We start from the raw sequence: 21,850 nt of genomic DNA, 5'->3' as shown, positions 1-21,850 counted from the left end.
ATTGAAACACTCGTCATCCTGAACTGGTTTCAGGGCCTTATGTCCCGCGAAAGACATTTTGGACGCTGAAACATGTTCGGCATGACGAAAAACCGGAGAAAGAACATGAAAGTTTACTACGACGCAGATGCCGATCTTGGCCTTATCAAGGACAAGAAGATCGCGATTGTCGGCTATGGCAGTCAGGGTCATGCCCATGCGCAGAACCTGCGCGACAGCGGCGTCAAAGAGGTCGCTATTGCCCTGCGTGAAGGTTCAGCAACTGCGAAAAAAGCCGAAGCAGCCGATTTCAAAGTCCTGAGCAATGCAGATGCCGCCGCCTGGGCTGACATCGTTATGGTCTTGGCGCCGGATGAGTATCAAGCCGCAATCTATGCCGCCGATTATCATGACAATATGAAACCAGGCGCCGCCCTTGCCTTCGCGCATGGCCTAAACGTGCATTTTGGCTTGATTGAACCGCGCGATGATCTGGACGTTATCATGATTGCACCAAAAGGCCCTGGCCACACTGTGCGCAGTGAATATCAGCGCGGCGGCGGTGTTCCTTGCCTGGTTGCCGTTCATGCGGACAAGAGCGGCAATGCCCATGACGTCGCCCTCGCCTACGCTTCCGGTGTCGGCGGCGGTCGCTCCGGCATTATCGAAACCAATTTCCGGGAAGAATGCGAAACGGACCTGTTCGGTGAACAAGCGGTGCTTTGCGGCGGGATTACCCATTTGATTCAGGCTGGTTTCGAGACACTGACCGAAGCTGGCTATGCACCGGAAATGGCCTATTTCGAATGTCTGCACGAAACCAAGTTGATTGTGGATCTGCTCTATGAAGGCGGCATTGCCAATATGCGCTATTCCATCTCCAACACCGCGGAATATGGCGACATTACGACCGGTCCGCGGATCATCACCGATGAAACAAAGGCTGAAATGAAGCGGGTATTGGCTGATATTCAATCGGGCCGTTTCGTCAAGGACTTCGTCCTCGACAACCGCGCTGGTCAGCCGGAACTGAAAGCAGCGCGCAAGCAGGCCGAAGCGCATCCGATCGAGAAAACCGGTGCCGAGCTGCGCGCCATGATGCCTTGGATTGGTGCTAATCAGCTTGTCGACAAAGAGAAAAACTAAACTATGAACTTGGGACCGTGCTAGCACGTAGCTTGTTGGAAGCTACGCGGCGCGGTCCCGGGCCTCGGCAAAGCTCATCAATTCATTTGCCACATCGCGATCGCAGTTTTTTACCAGTTCCTTGACTGCCGATAGCAGACTGGCGTCACCATCGACATATTTTGATGCCATTTCCCATTTGGGAAATTGACGGCGCCCGATATAACCATTTTTCAGCTGGATTATCGCGGAATGGCGTCTGTCTGCGGATATCCGAGCGAAAGTCTCCTCGACCTGCTCTTCTTCCCCTTCCAGATATTGAAGAAAGCGCCTTTTATCCTGGATCAAAAGACCAGTTATACCGTTCTTGACATTATTCCGGCGCCCGACGCGCAAGATATCGGCCATTTCTGCCGGAGTGATATCCGGTTTTGGCGTGCTGATATAGACAAGTCTGTACATGCTGGGCCTTGCAAACGCTGGAGATTTGCAGGATTATCTGACTCTGGTTAATTTTTACCTATTCGGAAAATAAAAAGGGCGGCAGAACCATGTTCCACCGCCCTTTTGAGTTATTTGACCTGCGATTAAGCGTCATCGTAACGAGCGTCCGCTGGAATTTTCGGGAATTCTTTGTCGGCTTTTTCGATAAAGCCGGTGACATCCTCGTTCCAGGTGTTCTGAACCTGTTGATTGAAGTTCAAATAGAGTTTGCCGTCGACAATCGCGTAGAGGTTAGGATCGCCAGATGCGAGCTTGCCCCGTGATGCGGCCCAGGCGCAGTGTCCGCCATATTGCGGCGCATATTTCGCAGGCTCAGCTTGGAATTTGGCGGCATTTTCTGCTGAAGCAAAGTGATATTCGACGCCATTATATTTGACGCGATGATCCTTGCTGCCTTCCACAGGCACGCCGTCACCTTCAAAATAGCTGACCGTATCATAGCCGCTGACAGCCACATTTTCCGATCCGGCTGGACCAGTGAAAACGGGTAGTTTCATGTCATCGGAAACTTCGACAATGGTCGCCGTTTCGGCAGTTTCGCTGGTTTCTGCGGTATCAGATGAGGGAGCAGAACATGCAATGGGTAATGTGGCCATCATGATGGCTGCGAGGAATGTCTTGTTCATTGGTAAGTCCTTTTTCAAAATTCTAACTGAGGAGGCAGCTGGTTGTAACACAAGCTAACCCCCTCAAACCACTATTCTTTATTGCGGTGCACAGGCGGCGGCACAGGCGCCACAAGCAGCTGGTTGAGCGGCGCAAGCGCCGGCATCAGCGGCACAGGCAGCAGCGCATTCAGCAGCGGCGCAGGCACCGCAGGCAGCGGCGGCACAGGCTCCGCAGGATGCGGCACATGCTGCTGCTGCACAGGCGCCACAGGCTGCCTGGGCTGCTGGAGCGGCAGCCGCACATGTCGCCAATGCGACTGACGGTGTCGCAAGAGACAGACCACCCATAATGGCGAGCATCGTGGAAAGTTTACGTTGGTTATTCATGGTATTTTCCTTCATTATACGTGTTTAAGTTAGATTGGTGCGTGACGAATTGGGACCCGATCAGCCGCCAAATTTGGCGTCGTCTGGGAATTTCGGCCAATTAATGTCTGCCTTTTTGATGAAGCCGGCAACATCGGTCAGCCAGGTTTTCTGAACCTGTTTGTTGACGTTAAGGTAGAGTTTGCCGTCGACCACTTTGTAAACCAGCGGATCTCCGGGAGCGAGCGAGCCGCGTGACATGGCCCAGGCACAATGGCCACCATATTGCGGCGCAAATTGCGCTGGCTTTTCTTTAAACTTTTTGGCGTTGGCAGCCGTGCTGAAATAATAGTCAGCGCCCTTGTAAGTGACTTTGTGAGCTTTGCTGCCTTTCACGGGAACGCCGCTACCGGTGAAGTAAGACGTGACATCATATCCGCCTACCGCAGTGTTTCCACCTTTAACCCCAGTATAGGTTGGGCCGGCTATGGCAGCGTCGATCGGAAGCGCGAATGTCCCGGTTGTCGCTGCGAGTGCAAGTGCCAATGGCACAATTAGATTTTTCATTTTCAGTTCCTTGGTAAGATTTAAGTTCTTGTGATTCGGGGTAAAAATAATTTCGTTGAGCCATCATGCTCGCTGATGGTTTCGCGCAAGCGAGGGAAAAGGTTTCACTTCCTGCAAAATAAATTCACCAGCATGGTTGATTTTTACACCGCAGCAGATAAGAACATTGACCATGGCACGTGTCTCAAACCTAGAGCTACACCGACTTATGCGCCCTTAGGCGTAGCTATGCTGCTGCTCGATGCAGCGGCCTCGTCTAAGGGATTATTTTTTCCAGAAAATTGAAATTAACTAGCAATTTCCGCCTTGCGTGAAATCGCTTGCAGCATAAGAGTATCGACCATGCATCCTGTTCCATCTCAAAAATATCGTCCCTTTGGCCAGATAGATTTGCCCGACCGGCAATGGCCTTCCCGAACCATTGACAAGGCCCCGCGCTGGCTCTCCACCGATCTGCGAGACGGCAATCAGGCCCTGATCGATCCGATGGATGCGCAAAAGAAGCAGCGCTTCTTTGATCTGCTCGTCAAAATCGGGATCAAGGAAATTGAAGTCGGCTTCCCATCCGCCGGTGCGACGGACTTTGATTTCATCAGCGGTCTGGTCAAGTCTGGCAGCATACCGGACGATGTGATGGTGCAGGTACTGACCCAGTCCCGCCGCGATTTGATCGAAACCAGCTTCGCCAGCCTGGAGGGTGCCAAACAGGCGATTGTCCACCTTTATAATGCTGTGTCACCGGCATGGCGCGATGTTGTCTTCAAACTGGGCAAAGACGGCGTGAAGGACATTGCCAGAGAAGGCGCAACCATCCTGCGCGAACAGGCTGAAAAATATCCGGATACCGACTGGCATTTCGAATATTCGCCGGAAACCTTCTCTACCGCAGAGATCGATTTCAGCCTCGAAGTTTGCGAAGCAGTTATGGAGATTATTGAGCCAACCGTTGAGAAACCGCTGATCCTCAACCTGCCGGCAACAGTCGAAGCCTCTACGCCCAATATCTACGCTGATCAGGTAGAATGGATGTGCAAGCATATCAGCAAGCGTGAACATGTCGTGATCAGCCTCCACACGCATAATGACCGTGGTTCGGGCATTGCTGCATCAGAGCTCGGCCTGATGGCCGGTGCTGACCGCGTCGAAGGTTGTCTGTTTGGCAATGGCGAACGGACCGGCAACGTCGACCTGGTGACGCTGGGTCTGAACATGTACACGCAGGGCGTTGATCCAAAAATCGACTTTTCCGACATGGATGAGATCGTCAATACGGTGGAATATTGCAATCAACTACCGGTGCCAGAGCGCCATCCCTATGCCGGCGAACTGGTTTTCACGGCCTTTTCCGGCTCTCATCAGGACGCGATCAAGAAAGGCTTTACAGCCCAGGAACAGCGCAATGACGAGCTGTGGAATGTTCCCTATTTGCCAATTGATCCCCGCGACATAGGCCGTGATTATGAAGCGGTAATCCGCGTCAACAGCCAGTCCGGCAAAGGCGGCATCGCATGGATATTGGAACAGGATTACGGGCTCAAGCTGCCCAAACGCCTGCAAGCGAATTTCAGCCGCACGGTGCAGGAACTGGCAGACGAGACAAGCCGCGAGCTGTCTGCCGAGGATATCTGGGGCGCTTTCCAGAAACGCTATCATCTCGACGGCGGCGGCAATTACAGCCTCATCGACTATCAGGAAAGCCAGGCGGGCGGCGAGAGGATTTTCGTCGGCAAGGTCAAGGGACCAGAGGGAGAGACTTCGGTGAGCGGTCGCGGTAACGGCCTGATATCAAGCGTTGTCGACGCCCTCGCCTCTTCACTGGGCATCACGCTGGAAATCATGGATTATCAGGAACATGCACTCGGATCAGGCAAGGACGCGCAAGCGGCCGCCTATGTCGAATGCAAGACCGGTGACGGCCGTGAATTCTATGGTGTCGGCATAAACAGCGACGTGGCCAGAGCCTCAGTCGAGGCGCTACTAAGCGCGGTAAACCGCATTTAGCGCCCATATTAAGCAATCGGTTAAAATAACAGTGGAATCCGCTGCATCTTGCGGTATGGCGGAGATCTAAGCTTTTCCGTTTAGCCTTTCTATTGGGGACCTTATGACTTTACCTGCCATTTTCGACAATCTTCGCCTGCCGCTTATCGGTTCACCTCTGTTTATCGTATCGGGACCAGAGCTGGTCATTGCGCAGTGTAAAGCCGGTATCGTCGGATCCTTCCCTGCCCTCAACGCACGGCCGCAAAGCCTGCTCGATGAGTGGATGCATCAGATTACCGAAGAACTCGCCGCATGGAACCGGGATAATCCCGACAAGCCGGCTGCGCCCTTTGCCGTTAACCAGATTGTCCACAAGTCCAATGACCGTCTCGATCAGGACATGGAAACCTGTGCCAAGTGGAAGGTGCCGATCGTCATCACGTCTCTCGGCGCGATTGAGGATCTCAACAAGGCCGTTCACGGATGGGGCGGAATTACGCTGCATGACATTATCAACAATCGCTTTGCCCATAAGGCAATTGAAAAGGGCGCCGATGGCTTGATCCCTGTCGCTGCCGGTGCCGGCGGCCATGCCGGGACGCTATCACCATTCGCTCTTATGCAGGAAATTCGGCAATGGTTTGATGGCCCGATCGCTTTGTCCGGTTCCATTGGATCCGGTGCATCGATATTGGCGGCCCAGGCCATGGGCGCAGATCTGGGCTATGCCGGATCGGCCTTTATCGCCACAAAAGAAGCCAATGCCGACCAAGGCTATAAAGAGGGTATTGTAGAGGGCAAGGCAGCAGATATCGTTTATTCCGACCTGTTTACCGGGGTCAAAGGCAACTATCTGCGCCAATCGATCGAGAATGCAGGCCTGGATCCGGATAATCTGCCTGAAGGCGATTACAGCACCATGAACTTCGGTTCCGGTGGCAATACCGAGAAGAAAGCCTGGAAAGATATTTGGGGCTGTGGTCAGGGCGTTGGCTTGATCGATGATGTGGTCTCCGTGCAAGAAATGGTCGATCAGTTTACCGAAGAATATCGGGCGGCCCGTGAAAGCCTTGTGGAGCGCTTTAACTACTAGCAATCGCGCGGGAGGAAGACCGGATGGCCGAGCAAATTCACGGAACCTGTGATTCGCGTTTTGAGGCGGTAAAAAGGGCGTTCCAAACCAACTTTCGCGACCATAACGATATCGGCGCATCGGTTGCTGTCACCTATCAAGGTGAATTTGTGGTTGATCTGTGGGGCGGTCATCTCGATGCCGAGCGGACAACGGCCTGGCAGGAAGACACGATTGTCAACGTCTGGTCGAGCACCAAGACAATGGCAGCCATGTCTCTGCTTTTATTGGCTGATCGCGGAGAGGTCGATCTTCACGCGCCCGCCGCAAAATATTGGCCGGAATTTGCGCAGAATGGCAAAGAGACGGTCGAAGTTCGCCATTTCCTTAGCCATACCGCGGGTCTGTCGGGCATGGACGAACCCGTTGAGGGTGACGCGCTTTATGACTGGGAGTGGATGACGAGCAGTCTGGCGGGTCAGAAACCCTGGTGGGAGCCTGGCACACAATCAGGCTATCATGCGCTAACTCAGGGGCATCTGATCGGTGAGATTGTGCGCCGTGTAACAGGCCAATCCATTGGGAATTTCTTCCGGCAGGAAATTGCCGAGCCTGTTGACGCCGACTTTCATATCGGCACAGCTGCCAAACTCGACAACCGGATCGGGAATTTAATTCCACCGGCAGACCCAATCGAAATGGAAGAAAATCAATCCATTGCCTCTCGCACTTTCGCCAACCCAAAAGTTGATGCCACCGAACCGCGTGAACGGAAATGGCGAGCGGCGGAAATTCCCGCCGCCAATGGTCATGGAAACGCCCGTTCCATCGTTCGGGCCCAGACAGCCATGGCAAATGATGGCTCTGCATTTGGCAAGAAAATAATGTCCGAAGCCGGAACCAAGCGAATTTTTGAGCAGCAATCTGCTGGCATCGATCTCGTTCTTGGCGTCCCTATGGTATTTGGAATGGGCTATGGGTTGAACAATGAGCTCATGCCGCTCAGCCCGAATAAAAATACCTGCTTCTGGGGCGGCTATGGGGGCTCTACAGTTCTCGTCGATCAGGATCAGCGCCTTTGTTTTTCCTATGTCATGAACCGGATGGAATCCGGTCTGTTGGGCGATCCACGCGGCTTGGGCCTTGTTCAGGCCATTTATGCTTCCTTGCAATAATGAACATCGCTTGATGCCGGATTATCCAACGACTGGACAACGCCGCTGTTCACCTTAGTTCTCTCTACATCCCATTTGGATTGAAAACATGATGCAGACAACAAAATGGACCGGATTGAAATATGCGGTATCGACATTTCTGTGCGCAATATTGCCGATAACCGCCGCTTCTGCATCTGAAGTCGACGCAATTGCAGACAATGAACCCCGGGTGATGCGGATCATATTCGATGATTGCCTAGGCTTTGTTCAAAATGACATTGCACCCTTTGCCGGCATGATGCTGTTACCCATTACCGACAAAGGCAGGGACGTGCTGCACCCACGCTACGCTACAAATGACTCGCTATTTCACTTGTTTTCTGATCGCTATGTCGTGACATGGGGAGAGGATGAGGAGGATCGCTACTGCATCCTTCTGACATCACAGCCGTCTCACGAACCAATGATGCTGGGCGTGGAGCGGACCAGTTTTCTGGAACGACTGACCAAGCGCGCCAACGCCGTAGGGATGACTGAAAATGGCATGCCCGGACCATTTTCACCGCTCAACACAATGTCGTGGCGGACGCCGGATGAGGATGGCAAAACCAAGCTCAGGATGGTTGTAATGCCGTCAGGCGGTTCGGACGATCAAGATATGGTCGATGCCGGGATCATCATCGTGGCTGCCGCAGTTGACGGTGACGAAGACTAAACTGCTTCATTCACTCTCTGGTCGAGGCTGCGCTTTGACATATATGCCCCGCCCCATATTGGCAGGCGGTACAAGATTATCTCCATCGATCTTCATAACAACCGTTCCTAGTGGGTCATAGCGCGCACCTTCTGCGGGTGGGTCATAGACCAATGTCACCTTCCCGTCCTGCAAGCTCCAGCGGCCGCCGGTCAAAATATCCAGCGCGCCAACACTCAAATACCATTGAAAGCTGCCGTCTTCCGACAATTGCAGGCCGGATGCGGTTTCCATCACGCCGCGCAGATAATAGCGCCCAAGCAGTTTTTGTGATGCTTCGCCATCTGGTTCAGCTGGTGCCGTCTGCGCCATCTTCTCCCAAACGTCTTCAGAATTTTCCGGCAATTGTGGACTGGCAACGGCCAAGACCGATGCCAACAGATTATTCATCGCAAATATTGCCATCAGGCTTTCCTACATTTCGCCCCGTTCGCGGCGGATGGCGAACCATTTTTCGACATTGGCATTATGCTCTGCCAGGGTTTTTGCAAAAACATGCCCGCCTTTGCCATCTGCGACAAAGAAAAGATAATCGCTGTCCGCCGGATCAAGCACTGCTTCAATCGATGCGCGTCCCGGATTGGCGATTGGCCCCTTGGGCAATCCGACCATAGAATAGGTATTATAGTCATTCACCGCAGCGATTTCGGACTGTCTTATGCGCCTTCCCAGCGGCTTGCCTTTGGTAATGGGATAGATAATCGTCGGATCTGCTTGCAGCATCATATTGCGGTTTATCCGGTTGCTATAGACTGCGGCCACCGTCCGGCGTTCGCGCGCAAGGGCTGTTTCCTTCTCGACGATCGCCGCCAATATGATCGCTTCTTCTGGGGTTTTGACAACACTGGCAGCCGTTTTCTTGGGCCACAATTCAGCAATTGTATCTTTCATCGCCTTTTGCATGCGCCCAACGACCGCAGCCCGGTTTTCCCCCCGCTCGAAGCTATAGCTGTCCGGCAAAACAGAGCCCTCTTCAGGAACAGGAATATCACCAGTCAGCAGTTTTTCGGCCATGAGCTTTTCATGCACAATGATCGACGGTGTACCCTCTGGTATCGTGATCAGCCGCTGCACCGTTTTTCCGCCCTGCAAGATACTCAAAATCGTTGCATTGCTCGCCCCTGCGGGAATGATAAATTCGCCAGCTTTGATCGGTTCCGAACCGCCAAAAACCTTCGCACGATTGAGGAAGGCATCAGCGGATTTGATAACCCCTTCCTCTTCCATAGCTTTGGCCGCCATGCCAAGGCTAGAGCCCGGTTTAACAATAAATTGGCGTTCTGCTTCAAGCGGCCCGGCAGCAGTCCACCCATAGATAAAATTACCGGCAACCAGGCCGACAATGACCGCTGCAACAACAAGGATAAGGCAACCGAAGCGCCGCATGATAGTGCTATACCGCCTTCATAATGACACTGGCATTGGTTCCGCCAAAACCGAAGCTGTTGCTGAGCACGGCTTTCACTTCCCGTTTTCTGGCCACATGCGGCACCAGATCCACACCTTCGCAGCTGTCTTCCGGATCATCCAAATTCAACGTCGGTGGTACGGTTTGGTCACGCAGCGCGAGAATGGAGAATATCGCCTCCACCGCACCTGCACCGCCCAGCAAATGGCCGATCGCCGACTTGGTTGAGCTCATCGACATGGTTGCGATATCATCGCCAAACAGGCGGCGGACGGCGGCCAGTTCCAGGACATCCGCCATGGTCGAGGTGCCATGCGCATTGACATAATCAATATCCGCAGTGGTCAGGCCCGAACGCTTCAGCGCCATTGCCATTGAGTTATAGGCGCCGACACCTTCGGGATGCGGTGCCGTCACGTGATAGGCATCGCCTGACAATCCATAGCCAACCACTTCGGCATAGATTGTCGCTCCGCGGGCCTTGGCCCGTTCATATTCTTCCAGAACAACGACACCAGCGCCCTCACCCATGACAAAGCCATCGCGGTCTTTGTCATACGGGCGGGAAGCCGCCGTTGGATCGTCATTGCGCTTGGTGGATAGCGCCTTGGCCTGTGCAAAACCGGCAATACCAATCGGGCAAATCGTTGCCTCGGCACCACCAGCCAGCATGATGTCTGCATCATCCAGAGCAATCATCCGCGCTGCGTCACCAATACTATGAGCACCGGTGGAGCACGCGGTTACCACCGAATGATTGGGACCCATCAGTCCATATTTAATCGAAACCTGACCGGAAATCAGGTTAATCAATCGTCCGTGAACGAAGTGCGGGCTCACCCGTCCAGGTCCACGTTCGTTGAGAACCAATGATTCCTTCTCGATACCAGGAAGACCACCAATGCCCGAGCCGATGGAACAACCGGTGCGCAGCTTCTCTTCATCGCTCAACTCGGTAAGACCGGCATCTTCCAATGCCTGTCCCGCAGCATCAATGCCATAAACGATGAAAGGATCAACTTGCCGTTGAACCTTGTGATCAACACGCAAATTGGGATCAAAACCATATTCATGGTCCGCTGGCTTCACTTCACAAGCGATATGACATTTCTGATTAGAGGCATCAAAGCGTGTGATCTTTCCAGCACCGGATTTTGAAGCCAATATGTTGCTCCAGCTTGTTTCTACATCTCCACCAAGAGGTGTTACCAAACCCAGTCCGGTCACTACAACACGACGCATGTTTTGCTCCTTATCTCAGGCTTAGCTAAGCCCCAATTCAAAAGCGGCCACCGGTTCAGGAAGTGTTTCCCAGGCCGGTGAGCCGCTTTGTAATTATTTAGCGATCATTGGCCCCGGAATAGCAGCCCGGATATCAGGCTGCATTCCAAAATCAATTAACCCTTGTTGTTGTCGATGAAATCAATCGCATCTTTGACAGTCGCGATTTTTTCAGCTGCATCGTCAGGAATTTCAACGCTGAATTCTTCTTCAAAAGCCATTACAAGCTCAACAATGTCGAGGCTGTCAGCGCCCAGATCATCGATGAATGCCGCTTCTTCGGTCACTTTGTCGGCTTCAACGCCGAGATGCTCAACAACAATCTTTTTTACGCGGTCTGCAGTCTCACTCATGAGAGTTCCTTCTTCTTTGGTATTAATTTCCATTTTGTCCTAGTGGCATGGCGCGCTGCTTGCAAGAGGGCAAGCGCGGCTTTGTGAATGTATCCTAAACAATGTCAGCTATTGCCGCAGTTCACCGTTCCGGAAATCTTCCTCAATGCCATATAAAGCACCGCGCCATTCCCAATAATTATAAGCCAATTCGCGCAGTTCTTTATCTTCCGGATAGCCGGCAGCGGTCAAATCCTTGTCCAATTGCCCGGAAAGGAACATATCTTCGAGCATATATCGCCCCGTCGGCTTCACATGATCGCGATAATATTGATCGAGAAACGGCTTGAAATCACCCAATGCCTGAATTTTTTCGACCAGTCCTTCCTGCAACAGCCAACCATCCATCATGGATATTCTGAAAGCACTCCGCGTTTGGATATCAGTCCAACCATGCTTGGCCTGACAGTCTTCTGTCAGCGTGCTGGCGGACTGAAATGCCTCAATCTCCTTGCCCTCGCGCGCCATTGCAAAATATGCCTGCGCTTGATCTGCGGAGACTTTGCTACTCACACAGTCAAGATTTTCGATCGTCAACAATCCCTCGGTTGGCAAAGGCGGCTGAGGATTTTCGACCATCGCCAAAAGCAAAAGGCTAAAAGATATTTTCAATTTTCTTAGCTGATCATCGCCATGCCGCCGTTTACGTGCAGCGTCTGTCCGGTCACATAGGATGCTTCGTTGCTGGCAAGATAGGCCACAGCCGCGCCAATATCCTCGCCTGCACCCATTTTTCCGGCAGGTATCTTACGGTTGATGTCGTCCTTTTGCGCGTCCGTGAGGGCATCGGTCATCGGGGAGGCAATAAATCCAGGGGCGACACAGTTCACGGTGATGCCGCGCGAGGCCAGTTCCTGTGCCAATGCCTTGGACATGCCCACCAGACCCGCCTTTGAGGCAACATAATTGACCTGCCCCGGATTGCCCGTGGCACCAACAACAGAGGTAATCGAAATGATCCGGCCAAAACGGGCCTTCATCATTGGCCGGGCCGCTGCGCGAGCCAGACGGAACGCAGATTCCAAATTGACGTTCAGGACATCGGACCAATCCTCGTCCGACATCCGCATCGCCAGACCATCGCGGGTAATACCGGCATTGTTGACCAAAATATCAATCTTACCAAGCTTCTCGATGACTTCCGGAACCAAGTTGTTCACTTCTTCGGCATCGGAAAGATTGCACGGTACAACAATATGGCCTTCGCCCTTTAACTCTGGAATCAAATCCATAAGCGTCAGTTTGCGGGTGCCTGAGAGGGCAATTGTCGCGCCGCGTTCTGCCAAAGCCTTGGCAATTTCCGACCCAATTCCGCCAGACGCACCCGTTACCAGCGCCGTCATTCCTGTGAGATCAAACATTTTTGTTCCTATCTAATTATCGGATTATCGGAAATATCATCAAGTCGAGGCCAGAAAGCCTTCAATATCTTCCATCGTAATCAAGCTGGTCGTTTCCACTTCCTTGTTGATCCGTTTCACCATACCGCTGAGCACCTTGCCGCCAAGTTCGACAAATTGATCCACACCGGCATCCGAAAGATTGACCACAGATTCACGCCAGCGCACCGTTCCGGTCACCTGTTCCACAAGCAACTGGCGGATTTCATCAACATCCGCGACAGCATTCGCAGTAACATTCGCAAAAACCGGTACGACCGGAGGCAGGATACTGGCTTCCGCCAGTGCTTCCTCCATGGCCTCGGCAGCCGGTTTCATCAACGAACAATGAAAAGGCGCGGAGACGGGCAACAATACGCCGCGTTTAATTTCATGCTCTTTTACCAGAGCAATCGCACGCTCAATTGCCGCCATATGACCAGAAATGACCACCTGTGTTGGATCATTATCATTGGCGACGGTGCAAACATCACCTTGTGCCGCCGCTTTCGCAAGCCCCGCAGCTTTTTTGATGTCAGCGCCCAAGAGAGCCGCCATACCGCCCTCACCCACTGGAACCGCTTTCTGCATCGATTGACCACGCAGTTTCAACAGTTCAGCTGTTGTCGTAAGATTCAGGGCTCCCGCAGCACAAAGCGCGGTATATTCGCCAAGACTATGACCCGCCACATAAGAACACAGGTCTGCAAGCGATTTCCCGCCTTCTTTTTCCATCACACGCAACGTTGCAATGGCATTCGCCATGATAGCGGGTTGCGCATTTTCTGTCAGAGTCAGCTCGTCTTCTGGCCCTTCGCACATCAGTTTGAAGAGATTCTGTTCCAGCGCATGGTCAACTTCTTCAAAGACTTCACGGGCGGTGTTGCTGGCATCGGCTAGGGCTTTGCCCATGCCAACCGCCTGGCTACCTTGCCCCGGAAAAATAAAAGCCCTCATGCTTGCCCCTTATTGGTTTGTTGATTTGCTTTAGCCGCAGGTAAGAGGATTTGGTTTCGCTTGCAAGTATCACGACGTAAATCGCTAGCACTATTACGATTGCCAAAGTTTAATTGACCAATTAAGCCTTGCCCATGGATCAGTCGGATTTCGAACAGAAATTAGCCGTTTTTTGCGACAAAATACTTGGCGCTACCGAACAGCTTTCCGGTTTGAAGCGCCTCTCTGGCGGAGCCAGCATGGAAAGCTGGGCCTTTTCCTATGGGGACGAAGATTTTGTCCTGCGCCGTTTGCCGAGTGGGATATCGCCCGATGATGAAGGATTACGCGGTATATCACTCGCCACGCAGGCTGATATTATCGAAACTGCAGTGCAATCGGGTGTTACAGCACCCACGGTACGGGGCCGCTTGGCGCCTGAAGATGGCATTGGTGAAGGGTTCATCATGGATAAGGCCGAGGGTGAAACCCTGCCTCAAAAAATCCTCGGCCATCCGGACTTTGCTGAGGCCGAGCGCAATCTCACCAATCAATGTGCTGCCGAGCTTTGGAACATCCACAATATCGACGCCGACATTCTTCCAGATGCGTTGGAATATTTCTCGCCGTTAGAGCTTATTGGCCTCCAGAAAGAAAAATATGATGAAATCGGCGGCGCGATCCCGATTTATGAATATGCTTTTCACTGGTTAAAGGAAAATGCGCCAACGGCGGATACCAAAAAGCTCGTGCATGGTGATTTTCGCATGGGCAACCTGATGATTACCCCCACAGGTATTTCAGCCGTCTTGGACTGGGAACTGGCGCGATTGGGCGATCCGGTTCAGGATCTTGCTTATCTTTGCACACCAAGCTGGCGTTTCGGTCATTATGACAAAGTGGCGGGTGGTTTTGATACGGCCGATGCGTTCCTCTCCGCATATGCTGATCATAGCGGCGAAACTGTTGATCCTGCCCGCTTTCGTTTCTGGCTGATCTACTCGACCCTTTGGTGGGGCGTAGCATGTATGGTGATGGGGGAAATTTGGCGCAGTCATGGCGATCGATCTTTGGAACGCACCGTAATCGGACGCCGGGTTTCCGAAGTTGAAATTGATCTGGCATTGCTTTTTGAGGATATCTTGCCCGCAGATATTTGCACAAAGCTGGATTGGCAGATGCCCGATGCCGGGGATGTGACAGGCGAAACCAGCTATGATGAATTGCTCACCGCCCTTGCCGAATGGAACAAGGATACGGTGCTGCCTGATCTGAAAGGACATGACCGGTTCCAGTCGAGAGTCGCAGGTAATGCTTTGGGTATTGCCCAGCGACAGGCTAGCTTAGGCCCTGCCTTTCGAGAGGCTTCCGACCAACGCCTCGCCGCTATTGGATTTGATCATGGACAGCTTTGCGCCGCGCTTTCACAAGGAAACATCACCGCAGAACATCCCGGCCTTTGGGATCACCTCAGGCTTTCTGCACTGGAACGTCTATCCATCGACCAACCCAAATATGCTGGCCTGAAGGTCGCGCTTAACAAATGGAGATCATGAAATGAGCTTTGAAATTCCCCAGGAGATCGAAGATTATCTGACCGTTCTCGATGATTTTATCGAAGCCGAAATCAAGCCGATTGAGCAACGTGATGACAATATCCGTTTTTTCGATCATCGCCGGGAAGACAGCCGGACCGATTGGGATAATCACGGTCTGCCGAGCAAGGAGTGGGAAGACTTGCTGGACGAAATGCGCCGTACCGCCGACGCGGCCGGTCATTTCCGCTATGCCCTGCCCAAGGAATTTGACGGCCAAGATGGTTCCAATCTGGGCATGGCGCGCATCCGTGAACATCTGGCGCATAAGGGCCTCGGTCTGCACAATGATCTTCAAAATGAAAATTCCATCGTCGGAAATCTTGTGCAACCGCTGATGGTTCGGGATTTTGGCACTGAGAAGCAGAAACAGGAATGCATTCCCGCGATGCTGAAAGGCGAAATGAAATGGTGTTTTGGCCTGACCGAGGAAGACCATGGCTCTGACGCGACATGGATGGACACAACCGCGGTTCCCGAACAGCGCGATGGCGTCGATGGTTGGCTGATCAACGGGAACAAGATGTGGACCACCGGTCTGCATGTCGCAACCCACGTGATGACCTTTGCCCGCCATCGCGGCAAGGATGGCGATGCCCAGGGCATTGGCTGCTTTCTTGTCCCCACCGACGCGGAGGGCTTCGAGGTTGGCGAATATATGTGGACGTTCAACATGCCCACCGACCATCCCAAGTGCAGCTTCACCAACGTGTGGATACCGGCGGACCAGATATTGGGCGATCTCGACATGGGCCTCGCCGCCGCGCAGCATTTTGTCCATGAAAACCGTATCCGTCAGGCGGCCTCTTCACTGGGTGCGGCGCAATATTGTATCGATCAAGCGGTCAAATATGCCGGAGAGCGCAAACCCTTCGGCAAGCCGCTTTCCGTCAATCAAGCGATCCAGTTCCCGCTGGTCGAGCTGCACACAGAGGCCGCCATGCTGCGGCAGTTAATCTACAAAACCGCTGCCCAGATGGACGGTATGGCCAAGGTCGATGTCGCCAAATATCTTTCGGCGCAGGTGTCCATGTGTAACTACCGCGCCAACCGGCTATGCTGCGATGCCGCCGACCGCGCGATGCAGGTCCATGGCGGCATGGGTTATTCCCGCCACAAACCGTTCGAACATATCTACCGCCACCACCGCCGTTACCGGATTACCGAAGGTTCGGAAGAAATCCAGATGCGCAAAATTGGTGGCCATATGTTTAAATTTATCAAGTGAGGCAGGCTTCTGCATCCGCCTGATTTGCTGACAAAGGATGTCTTCAGATATCAACTATGCGATAAATGATAATGGATTGATCAAGGGGAGGCAATTTCAGTGTTTGGTTTCGCAACGGCTTTTTGGATAGGCATCGGCTTGGCGACACTTTACATCTGGTCTGCAAGGACATCCGCTCTGGTTGAAAAGCTGTTAGGCGCAGGCCTGCTTATGAGCATTGGCCTCTGGTATTTGGGTTTCGGTATCTTCGAAGGGGCGACGCTGACCGCGCTAGTCCCACAAATCTTAGGTGGATTGTTTTTCGCAGCTCTGGGTTACTTGGGGTTCACTCGGTCTCTATTTTTCCCAGGCATTGGGTGGATGATCCATGCCACTTGGGATTTTGCGAGTCCTCACTTTTCGGATGTAAGCTATATGCCAGAGTGGGCCGCACCTATGTGCCTTGGCTTTGACATTTTGGTCGGAATCTACCTGCTGGCCAGATCGCAGGAGCTTCTGCATGCTACGCATCAAGGAAATGTGGGTTCTCTCTGACTACCTTTCCTTCTTGCGCTTATTCTTCGATTTTCTTCCCCGCAGCGCCACATCAAAGGATTTTCTCGCCCAATCCGTGAACGCATCAGGTTCATCATACAGCGCGTCGGGTAACTCATAGTAGGATTTTACGTCCTGTTTTCCATTCTTTGATTCGAAAACGAATGGCCGCTTGTTTTCTGCTTCGAAATCCGCCCTGTTGGTATCATCGACCTTCAGGTAGAGGGTCTCGCTTGCGATCAGGCCGAACATCAAATCACCGTCAGGCAGCGTTATGAAAACGCCGTCCACACCAAACATGCTCTTTGTCTTGATCGGGCCGAGTGTTTCAAATAGCTCTTGCAAAAATTCTTTATATTCAGGGCTGACGGGCATCTAATGCTCCCATATATCCAAGATGTTTGATCGCCCACTTGTTCGACTAAGCCCAGCCATAACATGTGAAGCGATCTTGATCACCCATCGATTCCGGGATCTGAATTTGAAGCCCGTAAAGGCGTTTTGAATAATTCACAGGTCGGGCGAGCGTCTGCTTTCGGGCTGTTCCCGCTACAAATCGTTTAAACATATCTACCGCCACCGCCGTCGCCTCCGGATTGGCGGGGGGTTCGTAAGAAATCCAGATGCGCAAAAATTGGCAGACAGATGTCTATATTTTCAAGTGAGGCGGAGTGATCCTTTGGAACTCAAAACTCTCCTGCAACACCGAACCGAGCTGCTGTATTCTTTCCGCCAGCGAAAGACACACCGCCGGTTAAAGCGAAGGGATTATCTGTATTGAGCCGGTGCGCAACCGAAAAGCTAAAGCCCACTTCACCGCGATAGGCAGCCCCGTTTGCGGTATAGCTGGTTTTGCCAGGCGCAGATGGGAAAGGCGCTGTCGTCAACGCGATCGCCGCAACAATACCTCGGTTGGTTTCACGCCGCTCCACCTTGGCAAGATCGAAAAGCTCCGTGACTTGTCCTTCCAATGTACCCACGCGATTGCCCAAGTCGAGCAAACCGCGGACGTCAATCGCCATCGCACCCAGATTACCGGCTGCATCTGTGGTAACAAGACTCAAAGGACCTTCTTGCGCCGCCTGACTAGCTGATGAGGTTATACCAGCAACCCGAACGGTTGCTCCCTCTCCGCCGAGAGCGATCAGATTGTCACGATCTGCCACGGCATTCGGACCGATGGCCACTGCGCCATTGCCATTCGCAACGGAGCCATCTCCCAATGCAACCGCGCCATTACCAGTGGCAACGTTAACGTTACCGATTGCTACAGCGCCGGTTCCGGTAGCGCGATTATCTGCGCCCAGCGCTACCGCTCCTCTGCCGGTTGCGAAGTTGGGATCGCCGATGGCAACCGCGCCATCCCCTGAAGCAACGTTGCCGGCACCGATCGATACCGCTTTGCCATTCATCGCCTTTGCTTCCGACCCAATCGCTACTGATTCTTGCCCGCTCGCCTCACTGCCAGAACCTAGTGCAATCGCATCCTCGCCCGAAGCCCTAGCGCTTGGACCACTGCTATTACTGTCAAAGTAGGTCAGCTTTTCGTTATTCTTATTAGCCGCTTCCTGCGCAGCAATCGCGGTTTCTTTCGCCGTTGTGACAGTTGAATCCAGTTCCTTGACAACAGCCTTTGCCTCAGCCGCTTCGCTCCGAGCCATATCAGCAGTTGATCGAGCCGAAGCCGCCTCCTTGCGTGCCGCATCAGCTGTATTTTGTGCGTTGGCGGCCGTGTTCATAGCTTCATCAGCGGTCTTCTGCGCAGCGTCAGCTTTGGCTATTCCTTTATCTGCTGTCGCCTGCGCCCTGGCAGCCTCTGTCCGCGCAGTGTCGGCCGTCGACTGTGCATTGTTCGCCGTCGTCTTAGCCGCAGCGGCTTCGGTGCGGGCAGTCTCAGCGGTCTTCTGCGCAGCGTCAGCTTTAGCTATGCCTTTATCTGCTGTTGCCTGCGCCTTGGCAGCCTCAGTCCGTGCAGTGTCGGCCGCCGACTGCGCGTTGTTAGCCGTTGTCTCAGCCGCAGCGGCTTCGGCGCGGGCAGTATCGGCGGTTTGCTGAGCTGTCCTTGCCTGGTCTGCGACAATATTGACTTGCCCAACATTGGCCGCGTCAGTATTTTGCGTGCCTGCTGCAACATTCGCAATTATTCGTTCTCCACCAACGAAACCAACCGAAATGCTATTGGCGCGATCAGCAAACGAACCCGTGCCCAAAGCCACCGCATTAAGCGCTGTCGCCCTTGCATCGTTGCCAAAGGCGATTGAGTCATTACCGGACGCTACAGCACCGTCGAGATCGAAATCCTCACCATCCCCCCCAATTGCAATGGAGCGCGCGCCATTTGCCTCGCTGCGCTGCCCCATCGATAGGCTATTTTGTCCAATGGCCCGGCTGAAATTACCAATGGCAGTACTGCGGTCTCCGCTGGCAAGACTAGCCCCGCCAAGGGCCGTACTGGCGGCACCCGTCGCCCAGCTGCTGGCTCCGTAAGCTGTGCTCCTGCGCTCCGTCGCGCGGCTATATGTACCGGTTGCTGTGCTGCTTTGGCCTGATGCTTCACTTGCCGAACCGGTCGCAGTGCTACTTCCTCCTGTAGCCCGTGCCGCCATCCCCAGCGCACTGTCTCTGTCGCCATCGGCAAAGGAGTCGTTGCCTAGAGCCAAGCTTTTAGAACCCAATGCCCTTGCACCGAAAAAACTACCGGTACCAATCGCGATAGAATCATCGCCTGTAGCTCTACTGAACGCTCCAACCGCGGAACTTCGGACACCGGATGCCTGACTGCTACTCCCTGCCGCTGTGCTGCGTTCTCCAGTTGCCTGACTTCTATATCCCGTCGCGGTGCTGTTATCGCCCCACGCCCTGGTTCCGAAACCGATTGCGCTGCTCCTCAAGCCCCGCGAGCTGCTGATGGATCCGATGGCGATACTGGAATTGCCATTCGCTTGGGCTCCTGTTCCCAGCGCACTAGTGCTTTCGCCATCAGCAAGAGAATCAGCGCCAACGGCAACGCTTTTAACGCCCAATGCCTTAGCACCAAAACTATCGCCACCAAAACTATCACCACCGATAGCGACAGAATCGGAGCCTGCCGCACTACTATTCCCGCCAATAGAAATGCTGTTTTCACCAGATGCCTGGCTGCGCACCCCCATGGCTGTACTATTTACAGCGGTCGCTTCGCTAAAGGCCCCAACAGCCATACTGTCTCTGGCAGATGCATTGCTAACCGAGCCCAATGCCAGGCTGCTTTCCCCCGATGCGTCACTTAAATTCCCTAAGGCAGCGCTGGATATTCCAGATGCCTGGCTCGAAGCGCCGATAGCCGTGCTGTTGAAGCCTGTTGCTTTGCTAGCATAACCTGTGGCGGTGCTGCTCTCTCTAGACGCCTCGCTACGACTACCTGTCGCCGTGCTGAGCGCCCCGCTGGCATTGCTCAAACTTCCGGTAGCGGTGCTGTACAATTTGCTCGCCTGACTGGAATAGCCTGTAGCAACGCTCCTGTCGCCCGATGCCTCGCTCAAAGAACCCATGGCGGTGCTACCGAAGTTGGTTGCCTGCGCCTCCGTTCCCAGTGCACTGGCATACCAGCTATCAGCAAGTGAGACATTACCGACCGCAATACTTTTGAAGCCAGAGGCTCTTGCCCCCACTCCATCACCGCCGCCATCTGAACCGATTGCGACAGACAGATTACCTGTGGCCTGACTAGCCTCGCCAAAAGCCGAACTTCTTGCACCAGATGCTTGGCTGCCTTCGCCAACGGCTGTACTGCCATCTCCGGATGCCTGACTGAAAGCCCCTATAGCCGTAGCTTTGAAGCCTGCCGCCTGCGCAGAAGACCCAAATGCGCTGGTTTCAATCTGGCTGGCTACTGAATCATTGCCAACCGCCGTCGAGTCCGGCCCAGAAGCGACGGCTCCATCTGTATCAGCATCATTTCCATCTTCGCCGATGGCAACCGAACGATCACCTATGCTGCGTGCATCCTTGCCAATCGCAACCGAGCCTGTGCCCGTCGCCTGTGCACCACCGCCAAGTGCGGTAGAGCCCGATGCGATCGCGCCCAGGCCGATGGCCACGGCCCGTTCGCTGCTCGCCGCAGCGTCGTTACCAAGCGCAATGGCACCAGTAGCCGATGCGACAGCCCCTTTGCCGTCAAGATCGGTGTCTGCCCCAATTGCAATACTGCTATCGCTCGCGGCATCGCTGAAAACACCCATGGCGACACTGGCATCGCCAGATGCCTTACTGAGAACCCCGTTTGCGGTACTATTTGCCCCTGTGGCTTCGCTCAGATGGCCGGTTGCGGTGCCGCGTTCTCCACTGGCATTGCTGTAACTTCCGATCGCGGTACTGTTCCCGCCTCTTGCGGAACTGAGCGATCCGGTTGCGGTGCTATTCCCCCCGGATGCGGTGCTGTAAGACCCCGTCGCCGTGCTGTTATTACCACTTGCGGTGGCCAAAGATCCGGTTGCGGTACTGACATTGCCCGTTGCATTACTAAAGGAACCAGTGGCCGTGCTGTTACTGGTGGTAGCCTGAGCGCTCGCCCCCATTGCATTGCTCGCATTTCCGGTTGCCGATGCATTAACGCCGCACGCCATGCTGTTATCCTGATCATCCGAATTGGCTCCGCCATCATTATCGGTGCCTGGATCGACCTCTCCATTATTGTTGCGATCAATTAGGCAGGTTTCTGCCGATGCTGGAGTGGCACAGGCCAAAGCGATGATGCTGGTAGCAGTAAGAAAAGTCGGACGAAGCAGATTGGAAGGTTGATGCATGATGGATTCCTCTGAATGAGAGTCATTAAACACCGAAATGGCCAACACCCGCTTTTGGATGTCGGTTCTATTCACGATGATGAAATGTGTTGACTGATTGCGCCCCAACTGAGCGGTGATCGCAATATCCGCAGAAACAGCTATGCTCTGGTTATGAAACAGGAACCCTGATCAGAACGCCGGTATCATCCGACATTC

The 21,850-nt window shown here is 53.5% G+C and carries 20 protein-coding genes; 7 read left to right on the top strand and 13 right to left on the bottom strand.

Translation table 11 applies throughout. From position 1 onward, the window contains the following. Positions 1-105 precede the first annotated feature (105 nt). Positions 106-1,125: a ketol-acid reductoisomerase gene (gene ilvC / locus BS29_RS08625; protein WP_229956773.1), complete on the top strand. Its 1,020-nt coding sequence runs from the start codon at positions 106-108 to the stop codon at positions 1,123-1,125. 42 nt (positions 1,126-1,167) lie between these two features. On the opposite strand, the gene BS29_RS08620 is transcribed toward ilvC, so the two are convergent. The 4 genes from BS29_RS08620 to BS29_RS08605 form a co-directional block, all read right to left on the bottom strand. After that, positions 1,168-1,566 (bottom strand): BLUF domain-containing protein, encoded by a 399-nt coding sequence (locus BS29_RS08620; RefSeq protein ID WP_229956772.1) that lies wholly within the window; start codon positions 1,564-1,566, stop codon positions 1,168-1,170. A 125-nt stretch (positions 1,567-1,691) separates the two neighbouring features. Continuing rightward, positions 1,692-2,234, bottom strand: a complete 543-nt coding sequence (locus BS29_RS08615; protein WP_229956771.1) for a YHS domain-containing (seleno)protein — start codon at positions 2,232-2,234, stop codon at positions 1,692-1,694. Between the two features lie 78 nt (positions 2,235-2,312). Continuing rightward, entirely contained in the window at positions 2,313-2,603 is a 291-nt protein-coding gene (locus BS29_RS08610) for a hypothetical protein (protein WP_229956770.1), read from the bottom strand. A 60-nt stretch (positions 2,604-2,663) separates the two neighbouring features. Continuing rightward, a complete protein-coding gene (locus tag BS29_RS08605; RefSeq protein WP_229956769.1) occupies positions 2,664-3,149 on the bottom strand; it encodes a YHS domain-containing (seleno)protein in 486 nt (161 codons plus the stop codon). A gap of 342 nt (positions 3,150-3,491) precedes the next feature. On the opposite strand from BS29_RS08605, the gene leuA reads away from it, so the two are divergent. From leuA to BS29_RS08585, 4 genes are all read left to right on the top strand, one after another. Further along, the gene (leuA, locus tag BS29_RS08600) at positions 3,492-5,150 is read left to right on the top strand and encodes a 2-isopropylmalate synthase (RefSeq protein ID WP_229956835.1); all 1,659 of its coding nucleotides are present in this window, start codon (positions 3,492-3,494) and stop codon (positions 5,148-5,150) included. Between the two features lie 103 nt (positions 5,151-5,253). Further along, positions 5,254-6,225 carry an NAD(P)H-dependent flavin oxidoreductase gene (locus tag BS29_RS08595; protein ID WP_229956768.1) on the top strand — a complete coding sequence of 324 codons (972 nt, stop codon included), beginning with the start codon at positions 5,254-5,256 and terminating at the stop codon, positions 6,223-6,225. A gap of 23 nt (positions 6,226-6,248) precedes the next feature. Beyond that, positions 6,249-7,379 (top strand): serine hydrolase domain-containing protein, encoded by a 1,131-nt coding sequence (locus BS29_RS08590; RefSeq protein ID WP_229956767.1) that lies wholly within the window; start codon positions 6,249-6,251, stop codon positions 7,377-7,379. Between the two features lie 88 nt (positions 7,380-7,467). Then, the gene (locus BS29_RS08585) at positions 7,468-8,076 is read left to right on the top strand and encodes a hypothetical protein (RefSeq protein ID WP_229956766.1); all 609 of its coding nucleotides are present in this window, start codon (positions 7,468-7,470) and stop codon (positions 8,074-8,076) included. Positions 8,077-8,082: 6 nt separating this feature from the next. On the opposite strand, the gene BS29_RS08580 is transcribed toward BS29_RS08585, so the two are convergent. The 7 genes from BS29_RS08580 to fabD all read right to left on the bottom strand — a co-directional run bounded on the left by BS29_RS08580 (position 8,083) and on the right by fabD (position 13,532). Further along, on the bottom strand, positions 8,083-8,520 hold the full coding sequence (locus tag BS29_RS08580) for a hypothetical protein (RefSeq protein ID WP_229956765.1): 438 nt from the start codon (positions 8,518-8,520) through the stop codon (positions 8,083-8,085). A gap of 9 nt (positions 8,521-8,529) precedes the next feature. Then, complete coding sequence (mltG, locus tag BS29_RS08575) at positions 8,530-9,501, bottom strand: endolytic transglycosylase MltG (protein WP_229956764.1); 972 nt, start codon at positions 9,499-9,501, stop codon at positions 8,530-8,532. A 7-nt stretch (positions 9,502-9,508) separates the two neighbouring features. Continuing rightward, positions 9,509-10,765, bottom strand: a complete 1,257-nt coding sequence (gene fabF / locus BS29_RS08570; protein ID WP_229956763.1) for a beta-ketoacyl-ACP synthase II — start codon at positions 10,763-10,765, stop codon at positions 9,509-9,511. 155 nt (positions 10,766-10,920) lie between these two features. Further along, positions 10,921-11,157, bottom strand: coding sequence for an acyl carrier protein (locus BS29_RS08565; RefSeq protein WP_074205387.1), 237 nt, complete (start codon positions 11,155-11,157; stop codon positions 10,921-10,923). 108 nt (positions 11,158-11,265) lie between these two features. Beyond that, on the bottom strand, positions 11,266-11,775 hold the full coding sequence (locus BS29_RS08560; protein ID WP_229956762.1) for a hypothetical protein: 510 nt from the start codon (positions 11,773-11,775) through the stop codon (positions 11,266-11,268). A 38-nt stretch (positions 11,776-11,813) separates the two neighbouring features. Next, the gene (gene fabG, locus BS29_RS08555; protein ID WP_229956761.1) at positions 11,814-12,557 is read right to left on the bottom strand and encodes a 3-oxoacyl-[acyl-carrier-protein] reductase; all 744 of its coding nucleotides are present in this window, start codon (positions 12,555-12,557) and stop codon (positions 11,814-11,816) included. Positions 12,558-12,596: 39 nt separating this feature from the next. Further along, positions 12,597-13,532, bottom strand: a complete 936-nt coding sequence (gene fabD, locus BS29_RS08550) for an ACP S-malonyltransferase (RefSeq protein ID WP_229956760.1) — start codon at positions 13,530-13,532, stop codon at positions 12,597-12,599. Between the two features lie 134 nt (positions 13,533-13,666). On the opposite strand from fabD, the gene BS29_RS08545 reads away from it, so the two are divergent. Both BS29_RS08545 and BS29_RS08540 read left to right on the top strand, forming a co-directional pair. Next, on the top strand, positions 13,667-15,067 hold the full coding sequence (locus BS29_RS08545; RefSeq protein ID WP_229956759.1) for a phosphotransferase family protein: 1,401 nt from the start codon (positions 13,667-13,669) through the stop codon (positions 15,065-15,067). A 1-nt stretch (position 15,068) separates the two neighbouring features. Continuing rightward, positions 15,069-16,334, top strand: a complete 1,266-nt coding sequence (locus BS29_RS08540) for an acyl-CoA dehydrogenase family protein (protein WP_229956758.1) — start codon at positions 15,069-15,071, stop codon at positions 16,332-16,334. 534 nt (positions 16,335-16,868) lie between these two features. On the opposite strand, the gene BS29_RS08535 is transcribed toward BS29_RS08540, so the two are convergent. Together BS29_RS08535 and BS29_RS08530 are read right to left on the bottom strand one after the other, a co-directional pair. Continuing rightward, positions 16,869-17,213: a TfoX/Sxy family protein gene (locus BS29_RS08535; RefSeq protein WP_229956757.1), complete on the bottom strand. Its 345-nt coding sequence runs from the start codon at positions 17,211-17,213 to the stop codon at positions 16,869-16,871. 341 nt (positions 17,214-17,554) lie between these two features. Beyond that, entirely contained in the window at positions 17,555-21,652 is a 4,098-nt protein-coding gene (locus BS29_RS08530) for a hypothetical protein (protein ID WP_229956756.1), read from the bottom strand. Positions 21,653-21,850: the final 198 nt, after the last annotated feature.

Source organism: Parasphingorhabdus litoris DSM 22379, assembly GCF_020906275.1.
Classification (GTDB): domain Bacteria; phylum Pseudomonadota; class Alphaproteobacteria; order Sphingomonadales; family Sphingomonadaceae; genus Parasphingorhabdus; species Parasphingorhabdus litoris.
The sequence above is the reverse complement of the archived record's forward strand: the minus strand, read 5'-3'. Positions and strand labels throughout refer to the sequence as shown.